This window comes from Mesobacillus jeotgali, from assembly GCF_002874535.1.
Lineage (GTDB): Bacteria > Bacillota > Bacilli > Bacillales > Cytobacillaceae > Mesobacillus > Mesobacillus jeotgali.
Map to the genome: position 1 here is coordinate 1,815,434 of NZ_CP025025.1, position 25,334 is coordinate 1,840,767.

At 40.0% G+C, this 25,334-nt stretch carries 31 protein-coding genes; 22 read left to right on the forward strand and 9 right to left on the reverse strand.

Going from position 1 to position 25,334, the window contains the following annotated elements; all coding sequences use genetic code 11:
* Positions 1-16: 16 nt before the first annotated feature.
* The 4 genes from CD004_RS09015 to CD004_RS09030 all read left to right on the forward strand — a co-directional run bounded on the left by CD004_RS09015 (position 17) and on the right by CD004_RS09030 (position 4,087).
* Positions 17-1,765 carry a thiamine pyrophosphate-binding protein gene (locus tag CD004_RS09015; RefSeq protein WP_102262453.1) on the forward strand — a complete coding sequence of 583 codons (1,749 nt, stop codon included), beginning with the start codon at positions 17-19 and terminating at the stop codon, positions 1,763-1,765.
* The gene (locus tag CD004_RS09020) at positions 1,766-2,692 is read left to right on the forward strand and encodes a bile acid:sodium symporter family protein (protein ID WP_102262454.1); all 927 of its coding nucleotides are present in this window, start codon (positions 1,766-1,768) and stop codon (positions 2,690-2,692) included. It begins immediately after the preceding gene.
* Positions 2,689-3,681, forward strand: a complete 993-nt coding sequence (locus CD004_RS09025) for an SDR family oxidoreductase (protein ID WP_102262455.1) — start codon at positions 2,689-2,691, stop codon at positions 3,679-3,681. The genes CD004_RS09020 and CD004_RS09025 overlap by 4 nt, the downstream gene beginning before the upstream one ends.
* Positions 3,682-3,859: 178 nt before the next feature.
* A complete protein-coding gene (locus CD004_RS09030; RefSeq protein ID WP_102262456.1) occupies positions 3,860-4,087 on the forward strand; it encodes a hypothetical protein in 228 nt (75 codons plus the stop codon).
* A 401-nt stretch (positions 4,088-4,488) separates the two neighbouring features.
* Here CD004_RS09030 and cspC read toward each other — a convergent pair whose 3' ends face one another.
* Positions 4,489-4,689, reverse strand: coding sequence for a cold shock protein CspC (gene cspC / locus CD004_RS09035; protein WP_010331195.1), 201 nt, complete (start codon positions 4,687-4,689; stop codon positions 4,489-4,491).
* Between the two features lie 345 nt (positions 4,690-5,034).
* Between cspC and CD004_RS23750 the strand changes: the two genes are divergently transcribed.
* Positions 5,035-5,211, forward strand: coding sequence for a hypothetical protein (locus CD004_RS23750; protein ID WP_158651515.1), 177 nt, complete (start codon positions 5,035-5,037; stop codon positions 5,209-5,211).
* Positions 5,212-5,356: 145 nt separating this feature from the next.
* Here the strand turns inward: CD004_RS23750 and CD004_RS09040 are convergent, their stop codons facing one another.
* Complete coding sequence (locus CD004_RS09040; RefSeq protein WP_233434971.1) at positions 5,357-5,875, reverse strand: ferritin-like domain-containing protein; 519 nt, start codon at positions 5,873-5,875, stop codon at positions 5,357-5,359.
* A gap of 138 nt (positions 5,876-6,013) precedes the next feature.
* Between CD004_RS09040 and CD004_RS09045 the strand changes: the two genes are divergently transcribed.
* Positions 6,014-6,208, forward strand: coding sequence for a twin-arginine translocase TatA/TatE family subunit (locus CD004_RS09045; RefSeq protein ID WP_102262457.1), 195 nt, complete (start codon positions 6,014-6,016; stop codon positions 6,206-6,208).
* Positions 6,209-6,287: 79 nt separating this feature from the next.
* On the opposite strand, the gene CD004_RS09050 is transcribed toward CD004_RS09045, so the two are convergent.
* Both CD004_RS09050 and CD004_RS09055 read right to left on the reverse strand, forming a co-directional pair.
* The gene (locus CD004_RS09050) at positions 6,288-6,581 is read right to left on the reverse strand and encodes a hypothetical protein (RefSeq protein ID WP_102262458.1); all 294 of its coding nucleotides are present in this window, start codon (positions 6,579-6,581) and stop codon (positions 6,288-6,290) included.
* Between the two features lies 1 nt (position 6,582).
* The gene (locus tag CD004_RS09055; RefSeq protein WP_102262459.1) at positions 6,583-7,875 is read right to left on the reverse strand and encodes a TolB family protein; all 1,293 of its coding nucleotides are present in this window, start codon (positions 7,873-7,875) and stop codon (positions 6,583-6,585) included.
* A gap of 246 nt (positions 7,876-8,121) precedes the next feature.
* Between CD004_RS09055 and CD004_RS09060 the strand changes: the two genes are divergently transcribed.
* The 8 genes from CD004_RS09060 (at position 8,122) to CD004_RS09095 (ending at position 15,387) form a co-directional block, all read left to right on the forward strand.
* Positions 8,122-8,358: a hypothetical protein gene (locus CD004_RS09060; protein WP_102262460.1), complete on the forward strand. Its 237-nt coding sequence runs from the start codon at positions 8,122-8,124 to the stop codon at positions 8,356-8,358.
* A gap of 749 nt (positions 8,359-9,107) precedes the next feature.
* A complete protein-coding gene (locus CD004_RS09065; RefSeq protein WP_170029963.1) occupies positions 9,108-9,455 on the forward strand; it encodes a PadR family transcriptional regulator in 348 nt (115 codons plus the stop codon).
* Positions 9,433-10,290, forward strand: coding sequence for a permease prefix domain 1-containing protein (locus CD004_RS09070; RefSeq protein ID WP_102262461.1), 858 nt, complete (start codon positions 9,433-9,435; stop codon positions 10,288-10,290). Before CD004_RS09065 ends, CD004_RS09070 begins: the two co-directional genes overlap by 23 nt.
* Before the next feature lie 17 nt (positions 10,291-10,307).
* Positions 10,308-10,724: a hypothetical protein gene (locus CD004_RS09075; protein WP_102262462.1), complete on the forward strand. Its 417-nt coding sequence runs from the start codon at positions 10,308-10,310 to the stop codon at positions 10,722-10,724.
* 97 nt (positions 10,725-10,821) lie between these two features.
* A complete protein-coding gene (locus CD004_RS09080; RefSeq protein ID WP_102262463.1) occupies positions 10,822-11,073 on the forward strand; it encodes a hypothetical protein in 252 nt (83 codons plus the stop codon).
* A gap of 313 nt (positions 11,074-11,386) precedes the next feature.
* Positions 11,387-12,163 carry a TerC family protein gene (locus CD004_RS09085; RefSeq protein WP_102262464.1) on the forward strand — a complete coding sequence of 259 codons (777 nt, stop codon included), beginning with the start codon at positions 11,387-11,389 and terminating at the stop codon, positions 12,161-12,163.
* Between the two features lie 147 nt (positions 12,164-12,310).
* Complete coding sequence (locus tag CD004_RS09090; protein ID WP_102262465.1) at positions 12,311-13,942, forward strand: acetolactate synthase large subunit; 1,632 nt, start codon at positions 12,311-12,313, stop codon at positions 13,940-13,942.
* Positions 13,943-13,959: 17 nt separating this feature from the next.
* The gene (locus CD004_RS09095; RefSeq protein WP_180321282.1) at positions 13,960-15,387 is read left to right on the forward strand and encodes an aldehyde dehydrogenase family protein; all 1,428 of its coding nucleotides are present in this window, start codon (positions 13,960-13,962) and stop codon (positions 15,385-15,387) included.
* An 89-nt stretch (positions 15,388-15,476) separates the two neighbouring features.
* On the opposite strand, the gene CD004_RS09100 is transcribed toward CD004_RS09095, so the two are convergent.
* Both CD004_RS09100 and CD004_RS09105 read right to left on the reverse strand, forming a co-directional pair.
* Positions 15,477-16,235 (reverse strand): nucleotidyltransferase domain-containing protein, encoded by a 759-nt coding sequence (locus tag CD004_RS09100; RefSeq protein WP_233434972.1) that lies wholly within the window; start codon positions 16,233-16,235, stop codon positions 15,477-15,479.
* A 2-nt stretch (positions 16,236-16,237) separates the two neighbouring features.
* Entirely contained in the window at positions 16,238-17,089 is an 852-nt protein-coding gene (locus CD004_RS09105; RefSeq protein ID WP_102262466.1) for a patatin-like phospholipase family protein, read from the reverse strand.
* 355 nt (positions 17,090-17,444) lie between these two features.
* Here CD004_RS09105 and CD004_RS09110 point away from each other — a divergent pair, with 355 nt between their 5' ends.
* Positions 17,445-18,164: a phosphatase PAP2 family protein gene (locus tag CD004_RS09110; protein ID WP_233434973.1), complete on the forward strand. Its 720-nt coding sequence runs from the start codon at positions 17,445-17,447 to the stop codon at positions 18,162-18,164.
* Between the two features lie 23 nt (positions 18,165-18,187).
* On the opposite strand, the gene CD004_RS09115 is transcribed toward CD004_RS09110, so the two are convergent.
* Positions 18,188-18,934 (reverse strand): AAA family ATPase, encoded by a 747-nt coding sequence (locus CD004_RS09115; RefSeq protein ID WP_102262467.1) that lies wholly within the window; start codon positions 18,932-18,934, stop codon positions 18,188-18,190.
* Positions 18,935-19,146: 212 nt separating this feature from the next.
* Here CD004_RS09115 and CD004_RS09120 point away from each other — a divergent pair, with 212 nt between their 5' ends.
* On the forward strand, positions 19,147-19,473 hold the full coding sequence (locus CD004_RS09120; RefSeq protein ID WP_102265048.1) for a YnfA family protein: 327 nt from the start codon (positions 19,147-19,149) through the stop codon (positions 19,471-19,473).
* A 4-nt stretch (positions 19,474-19,477) separates the two neighbouring features.
* Here CD004_RS09120 and CD004_RS23755 read toward each other — a convergent pair whose 3' ends face one another.
* The gene (locus CD004_RS23755) at positions 19,478-19,633 is read right to left on the reverse strand and encodes a hypothetical protein (protein ID WP_158651516.1); all 156 of its coding nucleotides are present in this window, start codon (positions 19,631-19,633) and stop codon (positions 19,478-19,480) included.
* 238 nt (positions 19,634-19,871) lie between these two features.
* Here CD004_RS23755 and CD004_RS09125 point away from each other — a divergent pair, with 238 nt between their 5' ends.
* Positions 19,872-20,105 carry a glutaredoxin family protein gene (locus CD004_RS09125; protein ID WP_102262468.1) on the forward strand — a complete coding sequence of 78 codons (234 nt, stop codon included), beginning with the start codon at positions 19,872-19,874 and terminating at the stop codon, positions 20,103-20,105.
* A 451-nt stretch (positions 20,106-20,556) separates the two neighbouring features.
* Positions 20,557-21,102: a signal peptidase I gene (lepB, locus tag CD004_RS09130; protein ID WP_102262469.1), complete on the forward strand. Its 546-nt coding sequence runs from the start codon at positions 20,557-20,559 to the stop codon at positions 21,100-21,102.
* Positions 21,103-21,156: 54 nt separating this feature from the next.
* Here the strand turns inward: lepB and CD004_RS09135 are convergent, their stop codons facing one another.
* The gene (locus CD004_RS09135) at positions 21,157-21,393 is read right to left on the reverse strand and encodes a hypothetical protein (RefSeq protein ID WP_102262470.1); all 237 of its coding nucleotides are present in this window, start codon (positions 21,391-21,393) and stop codon (positions 21,157-21,159) included.
* A gap of 239 nt (positions 21,394-21,632) precedes the next feature.
* Between CD004_RS09135 and CD004_RS09140 the strand changes: the two genes are divergently transcribed.
* The 4 genes from CD004_RS09140 to CD004_RS09155 all read left to right on the forward strand — a co-directional run bounded on the left by CD004_RS09140 (position 21,633) and on the right by CD004_RS09155 (position 24,960).
* A complete protein-coding gene (locus CD004_RS09140) occupies positions 21,633-22,265 on the forward strand; it encodes a TetR/AcrR family transcriptional regulator (protein ID WP_102262471.1) in 633 nt (210 codons plus the stop codon).
* Complete coding sequence (locus CD004_RS09145) at positions 22,258-22,998, forward strand: STAS domain-containing protein (RefSeq protein WP_102262472.1); 741 nt, start codon at positions 22,258-22,260, stop codon at positions 22,996-22,998. The genes CD004_RS09140 and CD004_RS09145 overlap by 8 nt, the downstream gene beginning before the upstream one ends.
* Before the next feature lie 313 nt (positions 22,999-23,311).
* Positions 23,312-23,518 carry a hypothetical protein gene (locus tag CD004_RS09150; RefSeq protein ID WP_102262473.1) on the forward strand — a complete coding sequence of 69 codons (207 nt, stop codon included), beginning with the start codon at positions 23,312-23,314 and terminating at the stop codon, positions 23,516-23,518.
* Between the two features lie 425 nt (positions 23,519-23,943).
* Positions 23,944-24,960, forward strand: coding sequence for an STAS domain-containing protein (locus CD004_RS09155; protein ID WP_102262474.1), 1,017 nt, complete (start codon positions 23,944-23,946; stop codon positions 24,958-24,960).
* The last annotated feature ends 374 nt before the right edge of the window (positions 24,961-25,334 follow it).

Consider the following 25,334-nt stretch of genomic DNA (forward strand, 5'->3'; position numbering starts at 1 on the left):
TTTAAGGAGGGTTTTTATGGCTGAAATGACAGGTGGAGAAGTAATCGCAAAAATGTTAAGTATCGAAAATGTGGAGAAGGTATTTGGCATTATTGACGGTACTTATTTTGGATTCTATTCTAATCTACAAAAATACGGTATCGACTTGGTTTCGCCCAGACACGAAACAACTGCGGCACATATGGCTGGAGCGTATGCCCGGGTAACGGGGAAACTGGGAGTTTGTATGGCAAGCAATGGTCCTGGTGTGGCTAATATTCTCCCTGGATTAGTTGTTGAAGAAGCAGAGGGGAATCGCGTGCTGGTCATTACGAGTGCCAGAAGGACGGGGATCATGTACCCTGACCGTGGGGGAACGTACCAGTGTTTCGATCAGACGGGTGTTATTTCACAGTTTGGAAAGTGGAGTGAAACTGTGCCGTCATTTGAGCGTATTCCTGAGATGATGAGGACAGCATTGAGGAAATGCTACGAGGGCAGGCCAGGTATTGTCCATATTGATATTCCGGAAAATATCCTGAATACGAAAGTGAAATGTGACCTGAACTTTTGGGAGCCGCATCAATATCGCGTTACAGAATTTCCTGGCGCTACAGAAAGTCAGCTTGAAGCAGCCTGTGATTTATTGATTAATTCGCAATTCCCCGTGATCCACGCTGGCAGCGGAGTCATCCATTCCAAAGCATCTGAGGAATTAGAAATGGTGGGGGAGTTATTACAGTCGATGGTAACGACAAGCTGGGCTGCAAGAGGGGCAATATCGGAGAGCAACCCGTTGATGATGCCTATGATTTACTTACAAACGAATAACAAAATCCGGAACGAAGCAGATGTCGTATTAGTCCTTGGGTCAAGAATCGGAGAAACGGACTGGTGGGGCAAGGCGCCTTATTGGGATTCAAACCAAAAAATGATCCAGGTAGACATAGATCACGGCATCTTAGGTGCGAATAAACCAGCACATCTGGCGATTCAGGCGGATATCAAAACATTCCTTACTCAACTCTACCAAAAGCTCCAGCAGCGCCAAGACTCCATTCAAACAGCGAACAGAAAAGCTTCCATCCAGAAACATACCGCTGAAAAAGAAAAAAATCGAAAAAAGCTTGATCAACATTTAGAGGACTTCTCTGTGCCAATGAATACAGCTCATGTTCCTGTCATCAGCCAGCAAGTTTTCCCTCCAGGTACTAACCTTGTGATCGATGGTGGCAATACGACGATTTGGACTAATTTTTATTATTCTGTCGACGATCCTGGCTCGGTTTTCTCGACCTATAAGTTTGGTATGCTCGGAGCCGGAATCGGGCAGGCTCTTGGCGTTGCAGCTGCAAATCCTGATCGGCCTGTCTGCTGCATCATTGGGGACGGTGCTATGGGCTTCCATCCACAGGAAATTGAAACAGCAGTCCGGAATAATTTACAGGTTATCTATATCGTAGTCTGCGACCGTCAGTGGGGAATGGTGAAGATGAACCAGCATTTCGCCCTGAAACCAATCAAGACAGTTTTGAAAAAATCCTTAAGTGCTGAAGAAAGCATTAATACAGATTTAGGAGAAATCAAGTTTGACATGCTTGCTGAAAGTATGGGAGCGCATGGAGAGCATGTCAACGACCCGAAAGATCTTAAGGGAGCAATAGAACGGTCTTTGATGACAGGGAAATGTTCGGTCATCCAAGTTGATGTTGACCCGGTAAAACATATGTGGGCTCCTGGATTAAAGTATTTCAAAGATATGCACCAGGAACCAAAGGGCAAATAAATGGGAATCGATCAAGTAACTCTTAACTTCAACTCCGCCACCCTGACCATTATGAATATTTTGATAGGATTTATTATGTTCGGTGTCGCGCTAGATTTAAAAGTAGACGATTTTAAACGGACACTCTCTACGCCAAAGCCGGTTTTGATAGGTCTCGTTGCGCAATTTTTCCTGTTGCCCGCGTTTACTTTCTTGTTAGTCATGATCGTTAAACCATTACCCAGCATTGCATTAGGTTTATTTTTAGTGGCCGCATGTCCGGGAGGTAATCTATCAAATTTCTTAACGTATTTGGGGAAGGGAAATACGCCCCTATCGATCAGCATGTCAGCTATTTCAACGGTTTTGGCTATATTCATGACACCATTCAATACCCTATTTTGGGGCTCATTATATCCAGGAACAAATGCGTTGATGCGTTCATTCTCAATCAGTCCGGTTGATATGCTAGTCACGATTTTTATCATGCTTGGTGTACCTCTCGTTGCTGGAATGTATATTGGCTACAAATACCCAGGATGGGCAAGCAGGACAAATAATTGGATGAAACGTTTTTCGATAATCTTTTTTATCCTGTTCGTGTTAGCTTCACTGGCATCCAACTTCACGTATTTCCTTGATTTTGTCGGGATGGTTGCCATCGTGGTCTTTCTTCATAATCTTGTTGCCATTCTGTTAGGCTATTTTTCTTCGCGGGTCGCTGGGCTTCCTGAACAAGACAGAAGAGCCATCGCAATAGAAGTTGGCATCCAAAATTCTGGCTTAGGTTTAATCCTTATTTTCAACTTCTTTGATGGACTTGGCGGGATGGCGATCGTAGCGGCATGGTGGGCTATCTGGCACATCATCTCCGGGTTGTCACTGGCTACTTTCTGGTCAAAAAGAGAGCCGAAAACAACAGCAATAAATGGAGGTATTCAAGCATGAACATCCTTATTACAGGTGCCTCTGGTTATCTTGGCACCCAGCTTGTTAGGCGACTAATTGAAATGAATAATACGACAGGGCAGAAATGGAATATTATCGCAACTGATATCAGGTCGGATTCTTCTTTTAAAAAGGAAGAAGGAATCCGATATATTCAGTTGGATGTCCGTTCCCCACAGGTTCAGGAAGTAATGAGAGAAAATCACATTCATACGGTTGTCCACCTTGCGACGATTGTAACTCCGGGTAAAAAGAGCAACCGTGAATTCGAGTATTCAGTGGATGTCAAAGGTACGGAAAACGTATTACAGGCATGTGTGAAAAATCAGGTAAAAAGAATAGTGGTTACCTCCAGCGGGGCAGCGTATGGTTATCATCCAGATAATCCGGAATGGATAAAAGAGAATCATGCAATCAGAGGGAATGAAGAGTTTTCCTATTCTCACCATAAGCGGCTTATCGAGGAGCTTCTGGCAGATTACCGAAATAAGCACCCTGATCTTGAGCAGGTAATCCTACGGATTGGTACGATATTAGGAGACACGGTCAAAAACCAAATTACAAACCTTTTTGAAAAAAGAGTGCTGCTTGGAATTTCAGGTTCGGATAGCCCTTTTGTGTTCATCTGGGATCAGGACGTTGTAGGCTGTCTGCTCAAAGCAATCACTGTTAGGGAAACAGGCATTTATAATGTAGCAGGGGATGGGGCACTGACAATTGATGAAATAGGAGAAATTCTAGGTAAGCCTGTTATCCGTTTGCCAGCCTCGCTTGTAAAGTCAGTTCTTTTTATCCTTAAGCGGCTATCGCTGACTCAATATGGCGAAGAGCAGGTGAACTTCTTAAGGTACCGGCCTGTTTTAGATAACCATAACCTGAAGAATGAATTCCACTACACGCCAAAAAAGACGTCGCGTGAAGTATTTCTTTATTATGTAGAGAAGAAGCATTCCAGCATAAACAGATCAGGTAAAAGTGTAGTAGTTTAAAATCTGCTTTTAAGGCTAAAACAGAATAAAGAACATAACGTGTCAGACTTCTTCTGGCACGTTTTTGTTATTTTGAATAATTTGTTTTAGATAAAATTATTATGTAAACAAGGGTTGGTTAGAATAAATATCTACTTATTGACAAATATAACAAAAGAATTAAGAAAGGGGCTTGTATATGAATTCATATGAAATGACAAACATGATCATTGACGAGGAATCTTATGGTGAGGAACATGTAACTATTGAATTTACTCTTGAGCAACAGAATTATATCGTCACTTTTCAAAAATCAGACCTTGAATTGATGAATGCCTGGATTGTGGAGGGCGACACTACACTGCCGGCAAACTTATCTGAGGAATTAATGGATTCTATAAGAGAAGACATCAAAAAGAAAATCTAGTTCAAGAATAGATCTCAGAGCAAAAGAAATCTACTTACTTAATGAAGATGGAAACCATATTGGGAATGGGTTATAAATATGGACAAAAAGACTGCTGGTTTGACTTTGATAAAATATCATTAGGATTAACCGTACCCTTTTGCAAGGATCATGCTTCCTATATAAGATACGATATACAAATTAAGTTTGAATCGTACATGCTTCCTATAAGGGAGCAATCTGGCGAGATGAGTGTTATGGGGCAATTACCGAGGTGAAAAGAAATATCGCGCATTGCTGCTGGATATCGGGACGGAGGAAATTTTCCATCAACCCACTCATCAATCCTTTAATGAGCATGAAACCGGAAATAAAAAAAACAGGCTCTATTTATAGAGCCTGTTTGTATAATCGATTGATGATTATGCTTTTTGAACGTTTGCAGCTTGAGCTCCACGAGCACCTTGCTCAACGTCAAATGTTACTTTTTGACCTTCATCTAAAGACTTGAAGCCTTCACTTTGGATAGCAGAGAAGTGTACGAATACGTCGTCTCCATTTTCACGTTCGATGAAGCCGAAACCTTTTTCTGCATTAAACCATTTTACTGTACCTTGTTCCATTTTTGTTGCCTCCTAGTGCTAACGCACAACTTATTACTATCCTTGCCCAAAGTGATCATCAAGATGAAAAGTCAAAACTTATACTATCCTTTACACCGAACAAAAATAATTCTTACTCATCATAACAGGAAATAGAAGGAATTGCAAATCTCGTGGGCTTAAGCTAAAAAAGTACAGTTATATTAGCGTTGTAAAAGTATGGTGCATTAGTGTTTGTTTCGAACAAGCAGTGGAGTTGAAAGAAAGCTGAAGAGAAATATAGTTGAAGAGAATAACCTTTTAAAAGAAGAATAATTATTAACATATAGGAAAGGAAAACTTGATCCAAAGAATGGGGGATGGGGAATGAAAGAAAGGAAAGAAAAAAGATATAAAGTTCCAGTTGGTTCTGGAAGTGCAATTACTTTTGGTTCTGCTTTAGCGATTACAATATCTTGGAGTATTCATAAGTCAGTACTTTGGGCAATAATTCACGGGTTCTTTAGTTGGTTTTACGTTATATATTATGTTTTGACTAGGTAAGTCTTTTAGTAAAATTTTATGAAACTATAAGTTTAATGAGGCATTATAAAAAGATAACGCTTGGATTCATATATCCAAGCGTCTTTACAATTTTTGAGATTCAAAAATTCAGTTAGATGGATCCGTTCAACATTGGTTTTAGATTTTAATTTCGTCCGGCACCTCTTTGGAAGGCTCTTAGGTGGCTTTTTGAAGCATTTCCTAATTGGGTAAATACCATTTTTACATCCTCCGGCAGGGAGGGAATCGTTTTTAATTTATCATACATCGCGATATTATCGATTTCCGCCTGAACCCCTTCATTAAATGCATCTTTCAGTGTACCAGGTGCTGATACATATTGTTTGGCATTGTCTTCGGGAACTTGTTTGTCGTACTTCTGAAATAAAGTAAGGAGGGCACTGATATGTTGCTGCTCCGCCGCCTTGATATTGCTAAATGGCCTGATGTTGCCGAATTTTCCGATGACAGCGTCGTAACGAGCCTGTGCAAGGTATTCGTCCTGGATGGCATATACTAAAGCTTCATCCAATGTAATCGAGGAATCTTTCAATGCACCTTTAGCACCAAAGTCAGCAGGCACTTCAGTTTGCGCCCGGACAGCTCCGGAAAAACTCATGATTATAAATAGGCAGGCTACTACCGAGATTATTTTTGCCTTCATTGTTAAACACCCCTTATGTAAAAATTATCAATCTTATTGTCTTCAATGAGGAGAATTTGATTCATAAAACGCTATGGGTTTAATTTGTAGAGATGATTCGATATAATAGACGTAACTTTTTTCAATAGGAGAGATACAATGTTTTCAAATATAGGGTTTCCAGGATTAATCCTGATTCTCGTAATTGCGCTGATCATCTTTGGGCCTAACAAACTCCCGGAAATCGGACGGGCAGTCGGCAAGTCGATGAGAGAATTCAAGAACGCGACGAATGGACTCGCTGATGATGTTAAGAAGGAAATCAGGGAAAACGAGCAAGATAAAAAGAGTTAATCAAAGCTGCCATTGGCAGCTTTTTGTTTATTTAGAAAAAAAACTGTCCAATCATTTACCATCGGACAGTTTTGAATATCTATTTCCTGAAATAAATGTGAATGGAGGACAACAGCAAGATGAGTCCATTCAATATATACAGTCCAGTATAAATTACAGTCAGGATTCCTGCCCCCCACCCGGTGTCATCCCATGTAAAACCGAGGTAGAGAGTGCTGAAAAAAATTACTGGTGTAGACATGAGAAACATCATTCCGGCAATAAGCCGTCTTTTTATATTCTTCACTGAATGTTTGACTGCAAAATAATTCGCCAACCCAAAAAGAGCAATATTCATAAAGAGCGTCAAAATCATTCCGACTGATTCTGGCATTTTATTTTGCTCCTTTTCTTAAAAGCTTCATGACAAAGGCAAAAATGAATATAACGATAGTACAAACTAGTAAACCGGCTGCCAGCATGCCGACACCAATTCCAGCCCAAGGATCTACCGTGGCAGCAACAACAAAGCTTGCCGCTAATGTCAATAATCCAATTGCCAGGCTGATTAACGACGGCAAAAACACTTTTTCATGCTTGACGTAAACAGTTATAAGCATCAACATCACTGTATATAACAGGCCAACTGTCCAGCTGTTGACTGAATAATCAATGGCCTTTATTACCGAGTTGCTGGATTCAAGATCTGGCATTTCAAGCCTAATCTCCTTTAACTTCTTGGTTCCTATGTCTACTGTCCTTAACTTATATTCCTCTGGTTCTTGCGGCCAATTTAAATATTCAAGGAAGAGAATTTCATTTTTATCGTTAAAAAAGACCGGAGAAACAACGGATGAATTCAAGTCGGTGAGCCTCTGGGTTTCTCCATTTTGCAAATCTTTCAGAAATAAATCGTACTCAAACAGGGAAGTGTCCTTTGATTCATCAGTTATTGTCGTAAAAGCTAAAGAATTAAGCTTAGGCGAAAGCGTGAGATGAAAAATATCTGCAGGCATTTCACTGCTGAAATCTGCTGTATACACCCGTTGATCCTCCAGGTCAAACACATTTAAATCGTCAAAATCTTTGAAGAGTATTTCTTTTTTTTCAGCGGAAAAGACCAGGCTATCCATTGTATAGAAGTCTCTATCAGTTAACTGTTCCATTTGTGAGCCATCAATTTTAACGGAAAAAAGGTCATAGCCCTCCTGAGTTTCTCCCTCAGTCTTCTTAAACTCTTCAGCAGGCATGCTTGCGAAGAAAATCGTTTCGCCGTTATCAGAAAAGACAGCGCCAGAAATGTGCTGTGATTTATCTGAAAGTTTTTCAGGATTGGCTCCATCCACATTTGCTATGTAAAGCGATTGAATACGGTTATTGTCCTGTGATAAATATAAAATCTTGCTTCCATCTGGTGAGAACTTCGGATTAGAGTGATAAACCTCGTGAGGATTACTCACTCTTTTAACATCTGTTCCATCCTGACCGGCTGTATAAATTGCTGAGTTACCGTTATTGAAATAGGAAAAGGCAATCCGCTGATCATCCTCAGAGATGGCTAGCCCACTTCCCAGACCTGTATAGTATTTATAAGCGTCCCGGTCTGCCAACAACATATAACTGATGCTTGAAATCAACAACAAAGTAACAAAAGCAATTGCGCCCAATAAAATCTTCTTTCTCTTCACTGTTTATCCCCCTTTAAATACCTATATGTTTACCATACATACAATATAGTGTAAAATTACACTAATTAAAAGGTTTTTTTAGGAAAAAATTATAAAATCTTCATAGTGAGTTTGTTTTTGTACAAGGCAGAGCAGAAGTACATACCTCCAACTTTTTTATAAAATTCAACTGTTGTTCATAATAGGACAATTTAAACCATGGTAAAATAAAAGAGAAGGAACCGCTGAATACCAGGGGGTGCAGAGATGGATAAAAGAGTTCAATCAGGTAAAAGACGTCCATCGAAACGTGTGATCACTGCAAGGAAAGAAATGCGGTCTGCTCATTTTCTTCATGAATTTGATGAAGACGATCATGACTGGGCAAAGGAAAGAAAACAAAATATTCATCACTCCCATTCATCCGTATCAAAGGGGCACAATTACAAGGTATCAAAATTAAAAAATAGGGACGCTTATAGAGGTCAACGAGACGAATATTAAAGTTAGTACTGTAAAGCTGTCAAAAGTGGCAGCTTTTTTTATTTGGTCCTAGTGCCTTTCAGACAGCTACTGGGTGTAAAGAAACCGAAGGGATTAAGACAGCTTTGGGTGTAAGAGTAGAAAAGCTGTCAAGATAACGAAAGAATTAAGACAGCTTTAGGTGTAAATGAAGAAAAGCTGTCAAGAAACCGAAGGAATTAAGACAACTTTAGATGTAAACGAGGAAAACCTGTCAAGAAACCGAAGGAATTAAGACAGCTTTGGGTGTAAATGAAGAAAAGCTGTCAAGATAACGAAAGGATTGTGACAGCTTTGGGTGTAAATGAAGAAAAGCTGTCAAGAAACCGAAGGAATTAAGACAGCTTTGGGTGTAAATGAAGAAAAGCTGTCAAGAAACCGGAGGAATTAAGACAGCTTTGGGGGCAAAAGTAGAAAAGCTGTCAAGATAACGAAAGAATTAAGACAGCTTTGGGTGTTAATGAAGAAAAGCTGTCAAGAAACCGAAGGAATTAAGACAGCTTTGGGTGCAAATGAAGAAAAGCTGTCAAGATAACGAAAGAATTAAGACAGCTTCAAATGGTTATGAAGAAATGCTGGTTTTAGGTGTAATTGCGGTGCTGGATTGATAATCATATCAGATTATAACGCAACTAGATTGGAAAATTAATCTAATTTTATATTGCAGTCACCACTATATAGTGATACGATATACTTAGTAAGTAGTAATCCGATATAGAGGAGGCCAATGCATGAGTAAAACTGAGCTTTTAAAAGGCAGTACTAGCATGATTTTGTTGTCGCTGCTTTCGGAAAAAGATATGTACGGGTATGAAATTACGGAGAGGGTTCACGAGGTGAGTGAAGGGTATCTCAGCTATAAAGAAGGGACATTGTATCCTGCGCTGAAAAGACTGGAGCTATCTGGAATGGTTGAAAGCTACTGGGTAAGTTCTCAAGATGGTCCGCGCCGTAAATATTATCGAATCACCCAAACTGGGAAAAAAGCTTTGGCAGATCAAAAGCAAGAATGGAATATGTTCAAGAAGGTTGTACATCGAATTGTAGGTGATGCTAATGTCAATACAAGTATCAATTAAACAGTTCGACGACTATATCAAAAAACTGGTTCGTGATTTACACCTGGAGGAAGAGGAAAAAAGAGAACTGGAAGAAGAGTGGACCCAGCATTTATATGATCATTTTTCAGCACTGCAGAAACAAGGGGTCGAAAAGATGGAAGCAATCCAAACGGTTCTTGAGCAATTTGGTGACATGCAAAAGATCCAGACAGAAGTGAACCAAAGCTATCCAAGCGCTATCAAGTCCCACATCCAAAAAGAAAGTGTCATTGCGATTCTATGTATCATTGCCAGCGTGATCGGCCCGATGATTTTAATAGGTGCCCATTTCCAGCCATATTTTGTCTTTGCCCCACTTATAGCATTGGTTTTTGCTTATCTTGTTCATCGGTTTATTGCCAAACGTCAGTCGGACTGGAGGCTGTCTGGTATCGGATTGATCGCCATCTACGTATTTTTCTTTCAACTTTTTAATAGAATGTACGGTTCATTGTCATTAGACCTATATGGTGCCCACTTATTCACTTTGGATTGGAATAGGCTGACTGGTTCAGGCGGATTGTTTGAATTCGTGACAATCCACATGATGTGGTATGTGATTATTGCAATGCAATTCATCGGCAGTAACAATTACATTCCTGTATGGAAAAGGATTTTGAACTCGAGTTTTCAATACTGGGCAATGCTCTTAATTGGTGTATTTGTGGCAATGTTTCAATCAAGTGGGGAATGGTCGGTGCTATTTATAAATATCTTCCTTTTGTACGCCTTTCTCCAGCACACGATATCCATCAAGGGAATCACCATTTTCAGCCAAAAAGTGTCACGGATGTTTTATCGGCAATCACTTTAATTTTTTTGGAGGTAAGAATGAGGGAACTTAAAAGGGGACTCATCCCATTTTTATTGGTGATGATCGTTGCGTTCATAATGATCGATTTTGGCGATGGAGAAATCAAATATATAATGGCTCATTATGACAGCTTGCCAGAAGAGAATAAGAACTTTATAAAAGGTTCCGGTCCTGGCGGAACAGGTATGTTCCAACATGATGGTTCATCTTATGCTTTCATTGCGACTGAACCAGATGAGAAAGTGGAAGTGTTATTCGTAGGGAAGGCGGAAGATGGCGTTGGGAATGAAGTGAAATACAAGGTTGTCAAAAATGATGGCGCTGATGATATTAAGATCATTGATGGACGGATGGGAAGGTTTGCGTTATACCTGTTACGGCTGGAAAAAGTAGTGCCAACTCCGTTTGGTTTCAATAATGAAAATCTTAAATAGCTGCCAGGATTGGCAGCTTTTTTTATTTTCATTACGGAAAAAAGTGGTATAATTGGGAAGTGTGAAAAAATGACTAGCTGAAAGGGAGGTACTATCCATGCAGCTTACGCTTTCAGTCATAGCTTTTTTAACAATAGTTTCAATAAGTATTTTCATCATGAGAACCAGAGCCAAAGGGCAAAGGAGAGCGATTGTCGGCTTAATTTTCTTAGCAACTTCATCTGTGGCGATAGCCTTAGCGTTAAATTCGATTTATTCCCTGGTGTTTTTTGCGTCGCATTTGATACTATTGCTTATGGCTATAAGCTTGGCCTTAATGGAACAAAAGAATAAAAGTAATAAAGTATAAAGTAGCTGCCAGTACGCTATAAATGACCGAAAAAACGGACAAGCTCGTCTATTTATTCTTTGGTTCTGAAAAAAACAAAAATGTTGAATATTTTCCTGAAAAAATATAGAGTATTATAGTCTCTACCATTTATCTGTTGGTAAGTTTATCTATTGCTTTGAAAAGGTATATGGAAATAGGTAAATGAAGAAGACATAGAATGAAACTCAGTAAAATAAACAATATTCATTTGGATTTTGTAAGGATTAATGGGTAATTCTATTGTTAATGAGACATTTACATAAGTGTTGTGAAAGAGGAAGGAGAGAGGTTGATGGAAGGGATTTGGCTTGAATATGCCTGGGCATTATTAATATTGATCGGTCTAGAAGGTTTGCTATCGGCTGATAATGCTCTTGTACTGGCAATCATAGCGAAGCATTTACCTGATGATCAAAAGAAAAAAGCAATAAATTATGGAATTATAATGGCGTTTGTCTTCAGGTTTGGAGCTTTATTTGCGATTTCATTCATTGCAAACGTCTGGCAGGTACAGGCAATCGGTGCAGCCTACCTGCTTTATCTAGGACTGAAGCATGTCATCCAGGCTAAGTTTGGTAAGGAAAATGAAAATATTCGTAAGGAAGAAGAGAAGGAAGCAAGAGGAATGGGCTTCTGGCCGACGGTTGGTAAAATCGGTTTAGCAGACCTTGCTTTTGCGATTGATTCAATTCTTGCGGCAGTAGCTCTTGCCCTTGGTCTACCAGACTCACCGCTAGGAGAATTTGGCGGTATGGACGGTGGAAAGTTCATCGTCGTTCTTCTTGGAGGAATTGCCGGTTTGATCTTGATTAAATACGCAGCCACATGGTTTGTCAAGCTGCTTGACCAGCGTCCAGCATTGGAAACAACTGCGTATGCGATTGTGGCATGGGTTGGTGTGAAGCTTGCAGTCATCACCCTGGCTCATGATGATATTGCAATTCTACACCATGATTTCCCACATAGTACACTTTGGACAACAATCTTCTATGGAGTATTGATCGGAATAGCCCTATTAGGATGGTTTGCTCCAGCGAAAAAAACTAAGGGTGAAGGCAACTCTTTATAATGAATGAACCAAAAAGTGCGTGTAATCCTGATAGGGGTTGCCGCACTTTTTTGTTGTTTTTCAACTCCTTGCTTTCCTTAAAGTTTATCTGAACTGCTGTGTGGAATAGTCTTTTATAAGGATTATTCCACGTGAAGGAGTGTTGATATGAATGCAGCTGAATTAATGATTAAATGTCTGGAACGCGAGGGTGTTGAATACATTTTCGGTGTTCCCGGTGAAGAAAACCTTGATATTATGGACGCTCTCCTTGATTCGAGCATTGAATTTGTTGTAACAAGACATGAAACAAATGCCGCGTTTATGGCTGGAACTTACGGAAGATTAACAGGTAAGCCGGGTGTTTGCCTTGCGACTCTTGGGCCAGGCGCGACGAATCTTTTAACAGGAGTTGCTAATTCAAATATGGACCACAGCCCGATTGTAGCGATTACCGGACAGGCAGGCTTGGACCGTCAGCATAAAATATCCCATCAATATTATGACTTGGTTTCCATCTTCGAGCCGGTGACGAAATGGAATACCCAGGTGAAAAAGGCAGAAATCATTCCTGAGGTTGTCCGAAAAGCATTTGATGTTGCCCAGGGCGAAAAGCCAGGAGCCACCCATATCGATTTACCGGAGGACATTGCCGCAATGGAAGTTGAAGGTAATCCGCTGGACATCAGTGAACCAACAATCATGGAAGCCGGGGAGCGTGTGATCAAGGATGCAGCTAAACTGATAGAACAGGCAAAGCATCCGCTGATCCTTGCGGGAATGGGTGTTGAAAGGGGACAAGCTGAAGAAAGTCTGAGAGCATTTGCCAAAAAAACAGATCTTCCCATCGTTCATACCTTCATGGGGAAAGGGGCGATTTCCTGGAAAAATGATTTAAGTCTATTAACTGCTGGTATCAGCGGCAAAGACTACATTACATGTGGTTTTGCACAGTCTGACTTGATCATTGCGATCGGTTTTGACATTGCTGAATATCCGCCGAAAAACTGGAATCCTGGTGGGGAAAGCCCTATTTTGCACATCGATACAATAGAAGCCGAAACTGACGCTAATTACCCGGTAAAACATAGTGTGATTGGTGATATCAATGAAAACCTCAAGCAATTGGAGAAGGTCATCTCACCCACGGAAAGGGATAACAAGTGGGTAGCAAACGTGAGGGGAAAAACACTAAATGAATATGAGGCCTATGCTAGCGATACGAGCTATCCAGTAAAACCGCAGAAAATCATCCATGATCTCAGGTCAGTGATGAACGAAGAAGATATTGTTATCTCGGATGTCGGAGCTCACAAAATGTGGATGGCAAGAATGTACCATACTTTTGAGCCAAACACCTGCTTGATATCTAACGGATTGGCATCAATGGGTATTGCCGTACCTGCGGCAATCTCTGCAAAAATGGTCCATCCTGAACGGAATGTTGTCGCGGTCGTTGGCGATGGAGCGTTCCAAATGTCCAGTGCAGAACTTGAAACCGCAAAAAGATTGAACCTGCCGATTATCATCCTTTTATGGCGAGATGGAGGCTACGGTCTGATTGAATGGCATCAGATGAAGGAGTTCAACAGATCTTCGAATATCAAGTTTGGCAATCCTGATTTTATCCAGCTGGCAAATTCATACGGTTTTGAAGCAATTGGGATAGAAGAAGGCGGAGAACTGAAGGATGCGATCAAAAAAGCGGTCGAGATGAATAAACCAGTTTTAATCGATTGCCCTGTCGACTACAGCGAAAACATGAAGCTAACCGAAAAATTAGGTGAAATCTTATGCTAGGAACAGGAGGTAATGTGATGAAAATTGCTTCGATTATCAACGGTGCTGAAAGAATTATTGCCAACGCTGAAACGATGGAAGTGAGGAATCCATATAGCGGCGAGTTGGTTGCCGAAATGCATCTTGCTGGAAAAAAAGAGATGGAGGAGGCAATCGAAAACAGCCTCCAGACCTTCCATAAGACAATGAAAACAATGCCAGCCCACGAGCGAGCAGATATTCTTCTTAGAGCATCCAAACTTTTGGAAGAAAAGAAAGATGAATTTGCCGAGATCATCGCGATGGAAGCGGGAAAGCCCATCAAGCATAGCAGGGCCGAGATTACGCGGTCAATCCAGATACTGAGATTCTCAAGCGAGTTGTCTAAACATACGGCTGGGGAAGTGGTGCCGATGGATGCTGCGCTTCGCGGGGATAACCGAATGGGAATGGTGAAGCGGGTTCCGATGGGTGTAATTGGTGCAATCACTCCATTTAACTTCCCATTGAATTTATCGCTGCATAAGATTGCCCCGGCAATCGCGGCGGGAAATACGGTGATTTTTAAGCCAGCTGAGAAAACGCCTGTTTCAGCCTACATGCTTGCCAAGCTTTTAAAGGATGCAGGGTTGCCTAATGGAGCGCTGAACCTGGTCCTGAGCACCGGCAAAACAGCAGGAACTACACTTGTCCCGCATAAGGATGTTCCGAAGATCACTTTTACAGGGAGTTTGACAGTCGGGAAAATCATTCGCGACACTGCCGGCTTTAAAAAGGTCACAATGGAACTAGGGTCAAACTCGCCAAATATCGTATTTGAGGACGCAGATATTGATGATGCAGTCGAAAGGCTGGTAAACGCTGCCTTTGGTTATTCCGGACAGGTCTGTGTTTCAGCGCAAAGAATATATGTTCAGGAAGACGTTTATGATGAGTTCCTGAAAAAGTACATTGAGGCAACGAATCAGCTGAAAATCGGCGATCCATTGGAAGAAGAAACTGATTTTGGCCCGATGATCGATGAAAACGCGGCAAAAAGAATACAGGAATGGGTGGAAGAAGCAAGAGGCCAAGGGGCGACTATTGAAACAGGTGGCGAAAGAAAGGGTACGATGATGTATCCGACAATCATCACCAATGTGAAAAAAGACATGAAAGTCGTCAAAGAAGAAGCATTTGCTCCAATTGTAACTGTGATACCGTTCAATACAGAAGAAGAAGCGGTTGAAAATACAAATGACTCCATCTACGGTCTACAGGCAGGCGTATTTACAAAAGACATCAGCCGAGCTTATCGAGTTGCAGACAGCCTCGAAATGGGAGGAGTCTGGATCAATGACTCATCCGTTTACCGTCAGGACAATTACCCATATGGCGGCGTGAAACTGAGCGGACTCGGCAGAGAAGGTGTGAAATATGCAATGGAAGAGATGACTGAATTGAAGTTTATTGGGGTTAGGTTGTAAAAGCAAAAGACCACTTTCTATATATGGAAAGTGGTCTTTTATCTTTACAAAAAGGAAGAACCTATAAATAAGCAGGTACCAAGCTACCACTACTCTTCCAAAACCCTGTTCCATAATGGTTCTATCTTGCCTGGGTTAGCCACTTCATTAAGGATCCATTCCGCTTGATGGTTCAAAAGATCACGAAGAAGCACAGCAGCTATCCGATGTTTCTGTGGAGTGATGTTTTCCTGGATTTCGCTGACATTTTTAATGACTTCTTCAGGCAATGATGCTTCTACCGTCTTCAAGCCCAATTGTGCTCGTTCAGGTTTATATCTATGCAGCAGCACTCTTGATAGATTCAACATGACATGATTAAGCATATTCACTGACCATAAATCATTGCCGCGTGCTGCTGATTTTTTATATTGAAAAAGAAACCAGACGGTGTCATCGACTGCATCCTGGAATTCATTTTCAGATAACCTGAGGTTTTGAGTGTAATGGAACTTTTCCAAACGATGATCAGGGTCATAAATGATTTTAAAGAAGTCTTTTTCAATAAAAGTCTGCTCTGTTACTGTAAATAAATCGACATGAAGCATATCTTCATATACGGCCAGGATTTGTGGTGCAACGATGAAAATGTCGTCGTGAAAAAGTAATTTTCCATATGACTCTAGATGATGTATCCGAGTGTGAAGGAAATCATCAAGGTCTTTCTCTCCTACAAGGCAATACAAATCCAAATCAGAATGTTCGTCTTGCTCCCCGCGTCCAACAGATCCTTTTATAAAAATAGCTTGGACTCTTTTGTCTTGTTTAAGGCTATTCGACAGAACCTCAAGTGCATCAATTAACATCATCTTTACTCTCCGAGCCAGTCTTTCAATTCATCGAAACTTTCTTTCACATCTTCATATCCTACTTCATACAATTGAGTCAGTTTATCGGGATTCCGCTCAACTCTTCCTACTTTCAGATCCTTTGAAGGCCTTATGACGAAGACTTCATTTTTTACTTCAAGTTCTTCAATATAGTCAAGAGTTTCGTTATACAGCTTGTAGCGAGTCTCGAGCGCTGTGTGCAGCCCTTTATATTCCTTATATACATATCGTGGCAGCCAGGACAGTGAAGATTTCTTCTTGCGATATCCTTTTGGCTTCGTAAGAACGATTACGTTTATTCTCACTCCATCAGTCATTGCTTTCCTTATTGGAATGGGATCAGCAATTCCGCCATCCATCAGCGTCCTGCCCTGGAACTCAATGGCTGGTGCCATGAACGGCAGTGTACTGGATGCTCTGATGATTTTAAGGAAATCCTCTGGCACATCATTTTTATCAAAAAATACTGGTTCGCCGGTGATACAATCGGTCGTACCAACAAGAAACTTTTCAGCAGCGCTGTTGAAAGTTTCAAAATCAAATGGAACGAGCTCATTAGGGAGTTTATCAAAAATGAAATCCATCCCGAATAATTCCTTTTTTAATAATAAATTTTTATAAGAAATATAGTCTTGGTGTCTTACATAATCAATCGTGACCTGCTTGTTGCGTCCAGGCTGCCTGGCAATATAAGAAGAGCCCTGGCATGCACCAGCAGAAACGCCAATGACATACGGGAAAAACAATTCATTTTCTAAAAAGTGCTCCAACACCCCGGCAGTGTAAACACCTCTCATGCCTCCGCCTTCAAGGATCAAACCACTGTTATACACTACTACTCCCCCTTAAAATCTATTTCTATTAGTCTCATGTTGTTTTCTATAAAAATAGTCTATCACAGAGTATGCAAATATTTACAAGTTATGATTGTGAAAAAGTAATTTTGGGGATGACAGCCTTAAGGTCAAAGATAAAAGGTTTGACGAAATTTTATTAGTAAAATAAATCCTCTGCCGTCGTAAACAATGTTAGTACCAAATCTGTATCGTTTACTCATATTTATGTCGGGTAAAGGTTCAATATAGTTTGGAAAGATGTGCGGTTAACGGATCAGAAAATCTAATGGATTTAGGGGTATACATATTGCAGAATGAGCTTTTTTGATGTTGAAAAAGGGAGGTAGGTGTTGTGGAATTAAATAAGCAAGAATTAAAGCAGGCAGGATTGCCATTTTTGCTGATGATCGCTGGAGCTGGAATGTCAATCCTTTTTATCGTCATATTCTCGGAATTAGCAGAAGAAATGCTTGAAAACGAAATCAATGCGATTGATGAGGCGGTCATTCAAAGGATTAACATAATCGAAAACGGTACATTGGACCAAATCATGATTTTTGTTACAGAGCTAGGTTCTGTTTGGTTTTTATCGTTATGCACACTTGCTGCGATAATTGCATTATGGATAAAGGCGAAAGATAAACTAGGGATTCTGTTTTTATTAATAGCCATCGGTGGCGGAGGTGCGCTGACCAAATTGTTGAAATATCTTTATGCAAGAGGGCGTCCTTCTATTAATCCTGAGATCGATGCAATTGGCTACAGCTTCCCAAGCGGACATTCAATGGGATCGCTGATTTTTTATGGATTTATCGCCTATTTGATTCTCCGCTCTTCCAGAAAGCCTTTGACTAAATGGATTGCGATTATTGCTGCAGGTTTTCTGATTATCTGGATCGGGTTTACGCGAATTTATCTGGGAGCCCACTATCCAAGTGATGTCCTGGCGGGCCATTTAGCCGGTGCAATCTGGCTTTTGATTTCCATCCTTGCCCTGGAATGGATTAAATGGCAGAGTGCAAATTTCATTAAAGTGATCAGGGTTTTTAAGCAGATTATCAATAAGCATTAAATGTGTATAACATTTTTCGGTATTTATTCAGTTAATAGATGATGGATCATCCTTGAGGTATTATCGAAAAACTGTTTCATGATGCGATAATGATTCGTTTCTTCCAGCTTTCTTTTAAAAATACCTTCTTCACTGAATTCATAGATCGCTGCATCTGGATATGCCATGATGATTGGCGAGTGTGTGGCGATGATAAGCTGGGAGTTATCATTCACGAGATCATGGATCCGTGTCAGCATCGACATTTGCCGCAATGGAGAGAGTGCCGCTTCTGGTTCATCCAAAATATACAGGCCATTGCCGCGAAACCTGTGTAGGAAGGTTGAGAAAAATGCTTCGCCATGTGATTGTTCGTGTAAAGACTCTCCGCCAAATGAATCAATAATCTTCGGACCTGTTCCTTCGCGGTCGAGTTCTTCAATATTGGAAGCGACATTGTAAAAGCTTTCAGCACGCAGGAAAAACCCATCCTGTGGCCTTTCTATTCCTTTAACAATACGTAAATAATTGCCTAAATCCGAATGGGAGTCATAGGTTGAAAAATTGAAATTATATGAACCGCCTTCAGGATTGAAGCCGAGGCCAACAGCAATCGCCTCAAGTAAAGTCGATTTTCCCATCCCATTTTCTCCTATTAGAAATGTGACCTTTGGGTGGAGAGTTAATTCATCTAATGCTTTAAAACTCGGGAGATTAAACGGATAATCTCGAAATGATGCCACTTCCTCGCTCTTAAGACTGATACTTCTCACATATTGCCAATTAAGCATAAATACAACTCCCTGACTAAGGATTTACTTTATTTTAACAAATTGAAACTGGGAAAAAACAGGCTAAATTTCCAATTCGCTATAAAAAAGTAAAAGTCGCTATAAAAATAAAAAATCGCTCAAAAACCGTCATGTAGCATGCTGAATTTCTAAATTATGATCGTAAAATTCCGTTATAATGCTAATACATATCAACTTAGGAAGTGATTCTCATTTTTAGTGCGATTATTTTGTTCATTGTTGCAGGAATAGCCGAAATTGGCGGAGGATATTTGGTCTGGTTGTGGCTAAGGGAAGGAAAACCGTTTTATTGGGGGATAGGAGGAGGACTGGCACTTGCTTTTTATGGCGTCATTGCTACGTTTCAATCCTTTCCATCATTCGGAAGAGTTTACGCTGCTTACGGAGGCGTGTTCATTGTTTTGTCTGTTCTATGGGGGTGGGGTGTGGATAAGAAAACTCCTGACTTTTACGATTGGATTGGGGCCGGTATATGTATGATCGGTGTTTCGGTTATGCTTTTTGCTCCACGACAGTAAAAAACTACATACTTTTCTTATTAGAATTCAATAACTCAATAATTTTTTCATTCTGTTTTTTTACAAGTTCCAGTTCTTTTCGAACCTTTGAAACATCATTTACAGCATGTATGAACATAGCAATAAATACGATAGCGATTGGGATAAAGATAAGTTCCATTGATCTTGCCTCCGTCCAGAAGTAGTTTTTCTTCAATTATAAACTTTCTGATGATTACTTTGAAAAAAAATTTGCTTGTTAAGCTAGTTATCCACCCGCTATAGGCATACCTCCCATCCTGTTATTTTTCAGTAAAATAGGGAAAAACAAAAGTATCCCAGTGCTTCTTTTTTGCATAAATTTAGCATAACTGGGATAATACATTATAGGGTATAAAAAATTAAAGGAGGCATTTAGAATGAATGATATTACTGTTTACACAACGAATACTTGACCTTACTGCACAATGATGAAACAATTCCTTGAGGGTCAAGGATTAAACTACAAAGAAGTTAATGTACAATACGATCAAGAGGCTGCGCAAAAGTTGGTTGAAGAAACTGGCCAGATGGGTGTGCCACAAACAAAGGTAAATGGCAGCTGGGTTCTTGGTTTTGACCCGGATACACTGATGCAATATGTGAAAAAATAATGATTATCAAAAAGAGGCTTTTGCCTCTTTTTTGTTTAGTTAAATTAATTAGTTATGAATAACTACATGTCATATTCTGAATCCAGCTCCAGCGCCTAGCCCCTCCAGTCACTTGTCCAGCTGCGGCTCCTAACTCCTCGAGACGCTTCGGTCCTGTCTATGAAGTCAAAGAACGACTTCACAGCCAGGCCCTCCAGCGCTTGTCGGAGTTGAGCAGTCGCCTCCGCTTTTCGAATTGTCTAGTTTCGCCTCCTAGAAACTCCGAAACTTCAACCGGCCCTCCGAGGCACAGGACGTGCTAGACCCGCCAGCCACAGGACGTGGCGCTTTTAGGCGGGCAGCGTTTGTCGGGGCTGAACGAGGCGCTTGCGCTTTTTGTTCATGAAGAAGGATTTCCAATGTTCTATGTGGAAATAGAATCCAATAGAATGGTTTGGAAAGGATGTGCCATATGGTTAAAGATCGAAATGAAATCTGGGAATGGGTGAAGGCATTTCTGATTGCAATAGTATTGGCTTATGTTGTCCGGTCGTTTTTAATGACCCCCATTGAGGTAAAAGGTGCTTCTATGGAGCCAACCTTGCATAGCCAGGAAAGGATGTTCGTTACGAAAATTGGAGAACCAAAACGGTTTGATATCGTCGTTTTCCATGCAACCGAGGACAAGGATTACATCAAACGGGTAATCGGACTTCCAGGTGATCGGGTTGAATATAAGGAAGATGTGCTGTACATAAATGGGAAGGTATACAATGAACCATATTTGGATGGAAGCAAAAAGAAAATAACTCATGGACTGCTAACTGGTTCATTTACGCTAAGTGAAACGCCAGTTGGCAGCGATGTTGTACCAGAAGGGCATGTTTTTGTGTTGGGGGATAACCGAAGGAATAGTAAGGATAGCCGGCATATTGGGGCTGTTCCGATTGAAAGTATCGTAGGAAAAACAAAGGTTGTGTTTTATCCTTTAAAAGAAATGAAGATTATCGGTCAATAATTATTGCATAGTTAAACGCGTTGATCCTCTGGGGCAACGCGTTTTTAAGAGCTCCTATCCTTGTCGATGATGCTGCCTAAGAACATAAATCTTTTCTGCAAGAAAACTGGCAATCAGGCCAAGAATCAAGGGAAGCATTGACCCGCCTGAAATGAAGAATCCATCTGAGTCGGAAGTAAACTCGTAATGAAACATTAACCAACGTATTGAAAAAGAATGTCCAATCAGATAGAGAGTACCCGTAGTAAGAATGAGCGTTACAAGAGTAACAATCAAGCTTTTAAATGTCATTCGAACACCTCCTGTTTTGTATACGTTTTATGTTCGGTAAAGGTTTCGGTTTTTGATGGTATTCGACGTTGACAGGCTTACCCTATAGAATTGAGTTCATGGAATATTTATCGGCAGATGAGAAAGAAGCGATATTTATTTTCGTATAACTTTAAAGCTTAGATTATTTAACAGATTAACCTTGGAGTGCATAAAGTGTTTTGCTATAATTAAAAAAAACGAACGATAGGTAGGTACCAATGAACTCGCTGGATCGTATAAATCAAGAAGCACTGATCTTATTTGCGGAAAGAGGATATTATGGTACTTCGCTTTCTATGATTGCTAAGGAAGTTGGCATAAGAAAGTCTTCTATTTATGCACATTATAATAGCAAAGATGAATTATTTATCTCAGTGATTCAATATGTCGCAGATATCTACAAAGCTCAACTGGAGCAATTTTTCTCTTTTTTAAAGGAACAAAATCAACCAGTGGAACTTCAACTTTTTCATGTGTACCGATGGTATATGCAGCTTTGGATTGATAAGAAAGATTTGACAAAGTTTTGGCGAAGAGTAAATGTCTTTCCACCAGAACACCTCGAAAATCATATTAAAAGTATTTCTGCCGAAACTGTGGCACAGAGATTTCACAAAGAGCTTACTGACATATTTAGACAAGGTGTTGAGAACGGGGAAATATTAAATGCTCCAACAGATAAACTAGTTTCTCTTTTTCAAATATTGATAGATGGTATCCTGACAGCACGATTGTTAAAAGGAAACGAGGTCACTGCTGAATTATTACAGGATGGTTGGGATCATTTTTGGTCGGGGATCAAGGCAGCGGATAAAAGACAGACCAATACGGGGGAAATAATAAATGTCTAGTGCAGTTCAATCTGAAATATTACTTTCTACAATGTTAAACTCGGTAACTGAGGCAGCCATGGCTCTGGATCCACAACATAATGTGATCTTTATAAATGATTTAGCAAAGGAGATTCTAGGTGTTAACGGTGATAGCGTATTGGGTAGGAACGCTTACGATGTTTGGCCAGATGCCCCAGATGATGTCCGTTTTGTAGAGAAAACTGTAAGTGATAAAGAAGAATATTATGTAAAGGCCATGCCTTATAAATGGGGAAAATATAATAAATATTTGGATATCCGTACATCCATTTTAGAACATCAAGGAGGATTCATGGGCGCTGCGGTGTTTTTTATGGATGTTACCGACACGATTGTCATACAAAATGAATTAAGTGAACGGATTGAAGAATTATCTGCTACTCTCATTCCACTTAAAAATAAGGTAGCCCTTCTACCAATTTATTGGATGCCAGGGCAGTCAGGGTTAAAACTTGAACGAACATTGAAACAAGTGTCTGAAAAAACTGTTAAATCCTTAATCATTGATTTATCGACTGTCAGAGACCCTGATTCAGAGTTCCTAGAAACCTTAAAAAAAGCAAAACAAGCCCTTGAGTTGCTGGGGGTTGAAGTTTTAATAAGCGGGATACGGCCGGAACTGGCAAGAAAATGGGTAGAGACCGAATCAGACTATAATGATTTTAAGTTTATAAACAATGTAAGCACAGGACTGAGCAGATTTATAGATTAATTGACCAGAAGCGTAAGGATATAATCCTGCGCTTTTTTCTTTTTGAATGATTGCATGTTCATTAAAAGGCTCATTCTACAGGTTATTGCTTAGAATGGACTATGAGATAAAATCTATAAGAGTAGACAGTTTCGTTAAAAGTACATATGGGTATAAACTGATGGCATGGAAAAAATGTGATATTTTTTTGAGAAAGAATTTAGATATACATATTAAAATCCATTTTTTATCAAGAGTGAGAATAAAGTGAAAAATGAAACCTATTAGTGATTACATCGTATATTAAGTAAATGATTGGAAGGAGTGTTGTTTTATGGGATTTCTGAATTGGTATGACTGGCTAGGTCCGACGAATCCGGCAGCTGCTATTTTCTTTGGTATCATATTTACCATCATTGTTTCTTTGACCGTTTGGTTCGATTCGAAAAAATTAAGGACTACTGGAATCGCGGCTTTAACTGGTATTTGTGTGACATTGGTTGGTGTATTTATATTGAATGCTGCGGGATTCTATGGATAGGAATTCGAGATACTGACTAAGGGAGAAAGGATTTCTCTTATACAATAGATTCGGCTGTATGCATACATTAAGGAAGGATTGTGACAGAATCACTGATCCTTCCTGAATCCATCCAGCTTATTCTGAGCTTTAGCATTATGGTAGATGGACAAACCTAAAATAACATTACTCATTACACCCAAAGACTTCCGACAAAGAAACCTTCTTTTTAACTGTTCTTCAACAATTTCAGCTCATTTTTATTTACAACAATTTACCCTATGAAAAAATAGAAAAGCTATGCTTCTTAACTTATCTGAAATAGAAAGATACCGGTTCTACTGCCAAAATTGTCATATTTTGAAGGATTCGAGAGCTTTAAATCGAATTTAAGTAATAAATCTCAATTTACTTTTTACATAATTTATTACTAGTAGGTGAACTAAATGGAGATGCAAAAGGAACTTGTTGTTGGCGGAGTGGAATTGAAGTGGGATTTAACCACTGGACAAGTGTTGTTTGAAGGCGGAGATGTCGTTTTTTTCTGGGTGTCTGCCATGAAAACCTTCTTCGATACAATCAATGAAATAACGGGCGAAGAGGCAACAAATCTGGTACTTGAGGCGACTGGTTTTCGTCAGGGAATCATCGTCGGTGAAGGCTTCAAGAAAATGAAGGAAATCAATACATCCAATGTAGTAGCCTGGCTGTCAGATACCTATGTTCCAGCTGGATGGGGTTATGTCAGAGTCGAAAAAATGGATGTGGAGACAAAGAAATTCACTTTATATATTAAAGATGACTGGGAATATAAAATGAATAAACTTGGAGCCAAGGAAAAACAAGGAATTTTCGTTCCCGCGCATTATGCTGGTGTTTTTACTGGCTTGTTCGGTAGGAACTTCTGGTATGAAATTGTAGAGTACCAAAGTGACTCCAACCCATACACCATTGTGAAGTACTTTCCGTCCGATATGAATATTCAGCAAAACATCCGGCAAATGGTTAGAAAGCAAGAAGCCAAGCAGATTCAGCAGCTGGAAAGCCTGGTAGCAGAAAAAACCAAAATGCTCCAGGATTTGGTCAAGGAATTATCATCTCCGCTCATACCAGTGCTTGACGGAATTGTCGTTGTCCCGTTGATCGGCAGGTACGATGAAGATCGTGCCGAGGATTTAATCATGAACACGCTTAGCAATCTGCCAAAATATCAAGCCAGGTATGTCTTGCTCGATTTGACAGGATTGAATAAAGAAATATCACCTTACACAGCCGAATTGATCGACAAATTAGGTTCCGCGGCAAGATTGCTCGGAGTAGAGGTAATTCTCGTAGGGATTTCAGCAGAACTGGCAATGGTGATAACCGAAACATTGACCGGCCTGAAAAAATATGAATGTCTGCAAACCCTCCAGCATGGTATTTACTATGCTCTTGGTAAAAGCGGGCGCAGGATTGTTTAAGGAAGAAGTGAAGTAAAACTATCCTACCATACGCAATTCTCTATTAAATAGCAAAAACTTTACTCCATACTAAATTCACATCTTTGGATAAGAAAAACAACTTAATTAGAATGTTTTTAAATAACCTGGTGCATTAATCCTAAGAAGGGGTAATGCACTTTTTCTTGTAATTCATATTATTCCCGAAAAGTAAGGAGTGGAAAAATGAATCATAAATTTGGAGGATAATATCAGGTGAAATATTTCATTTGCAATATTGCTAATTAAAGGATTCCATCCCATGCAATTGGGTTTTTATATGGAGCCTATTAGCGTTTAGTAACGCTAGGGTTCTTGTAGTGGTGAACCTGAAAATATAAAAATACAACAAACTA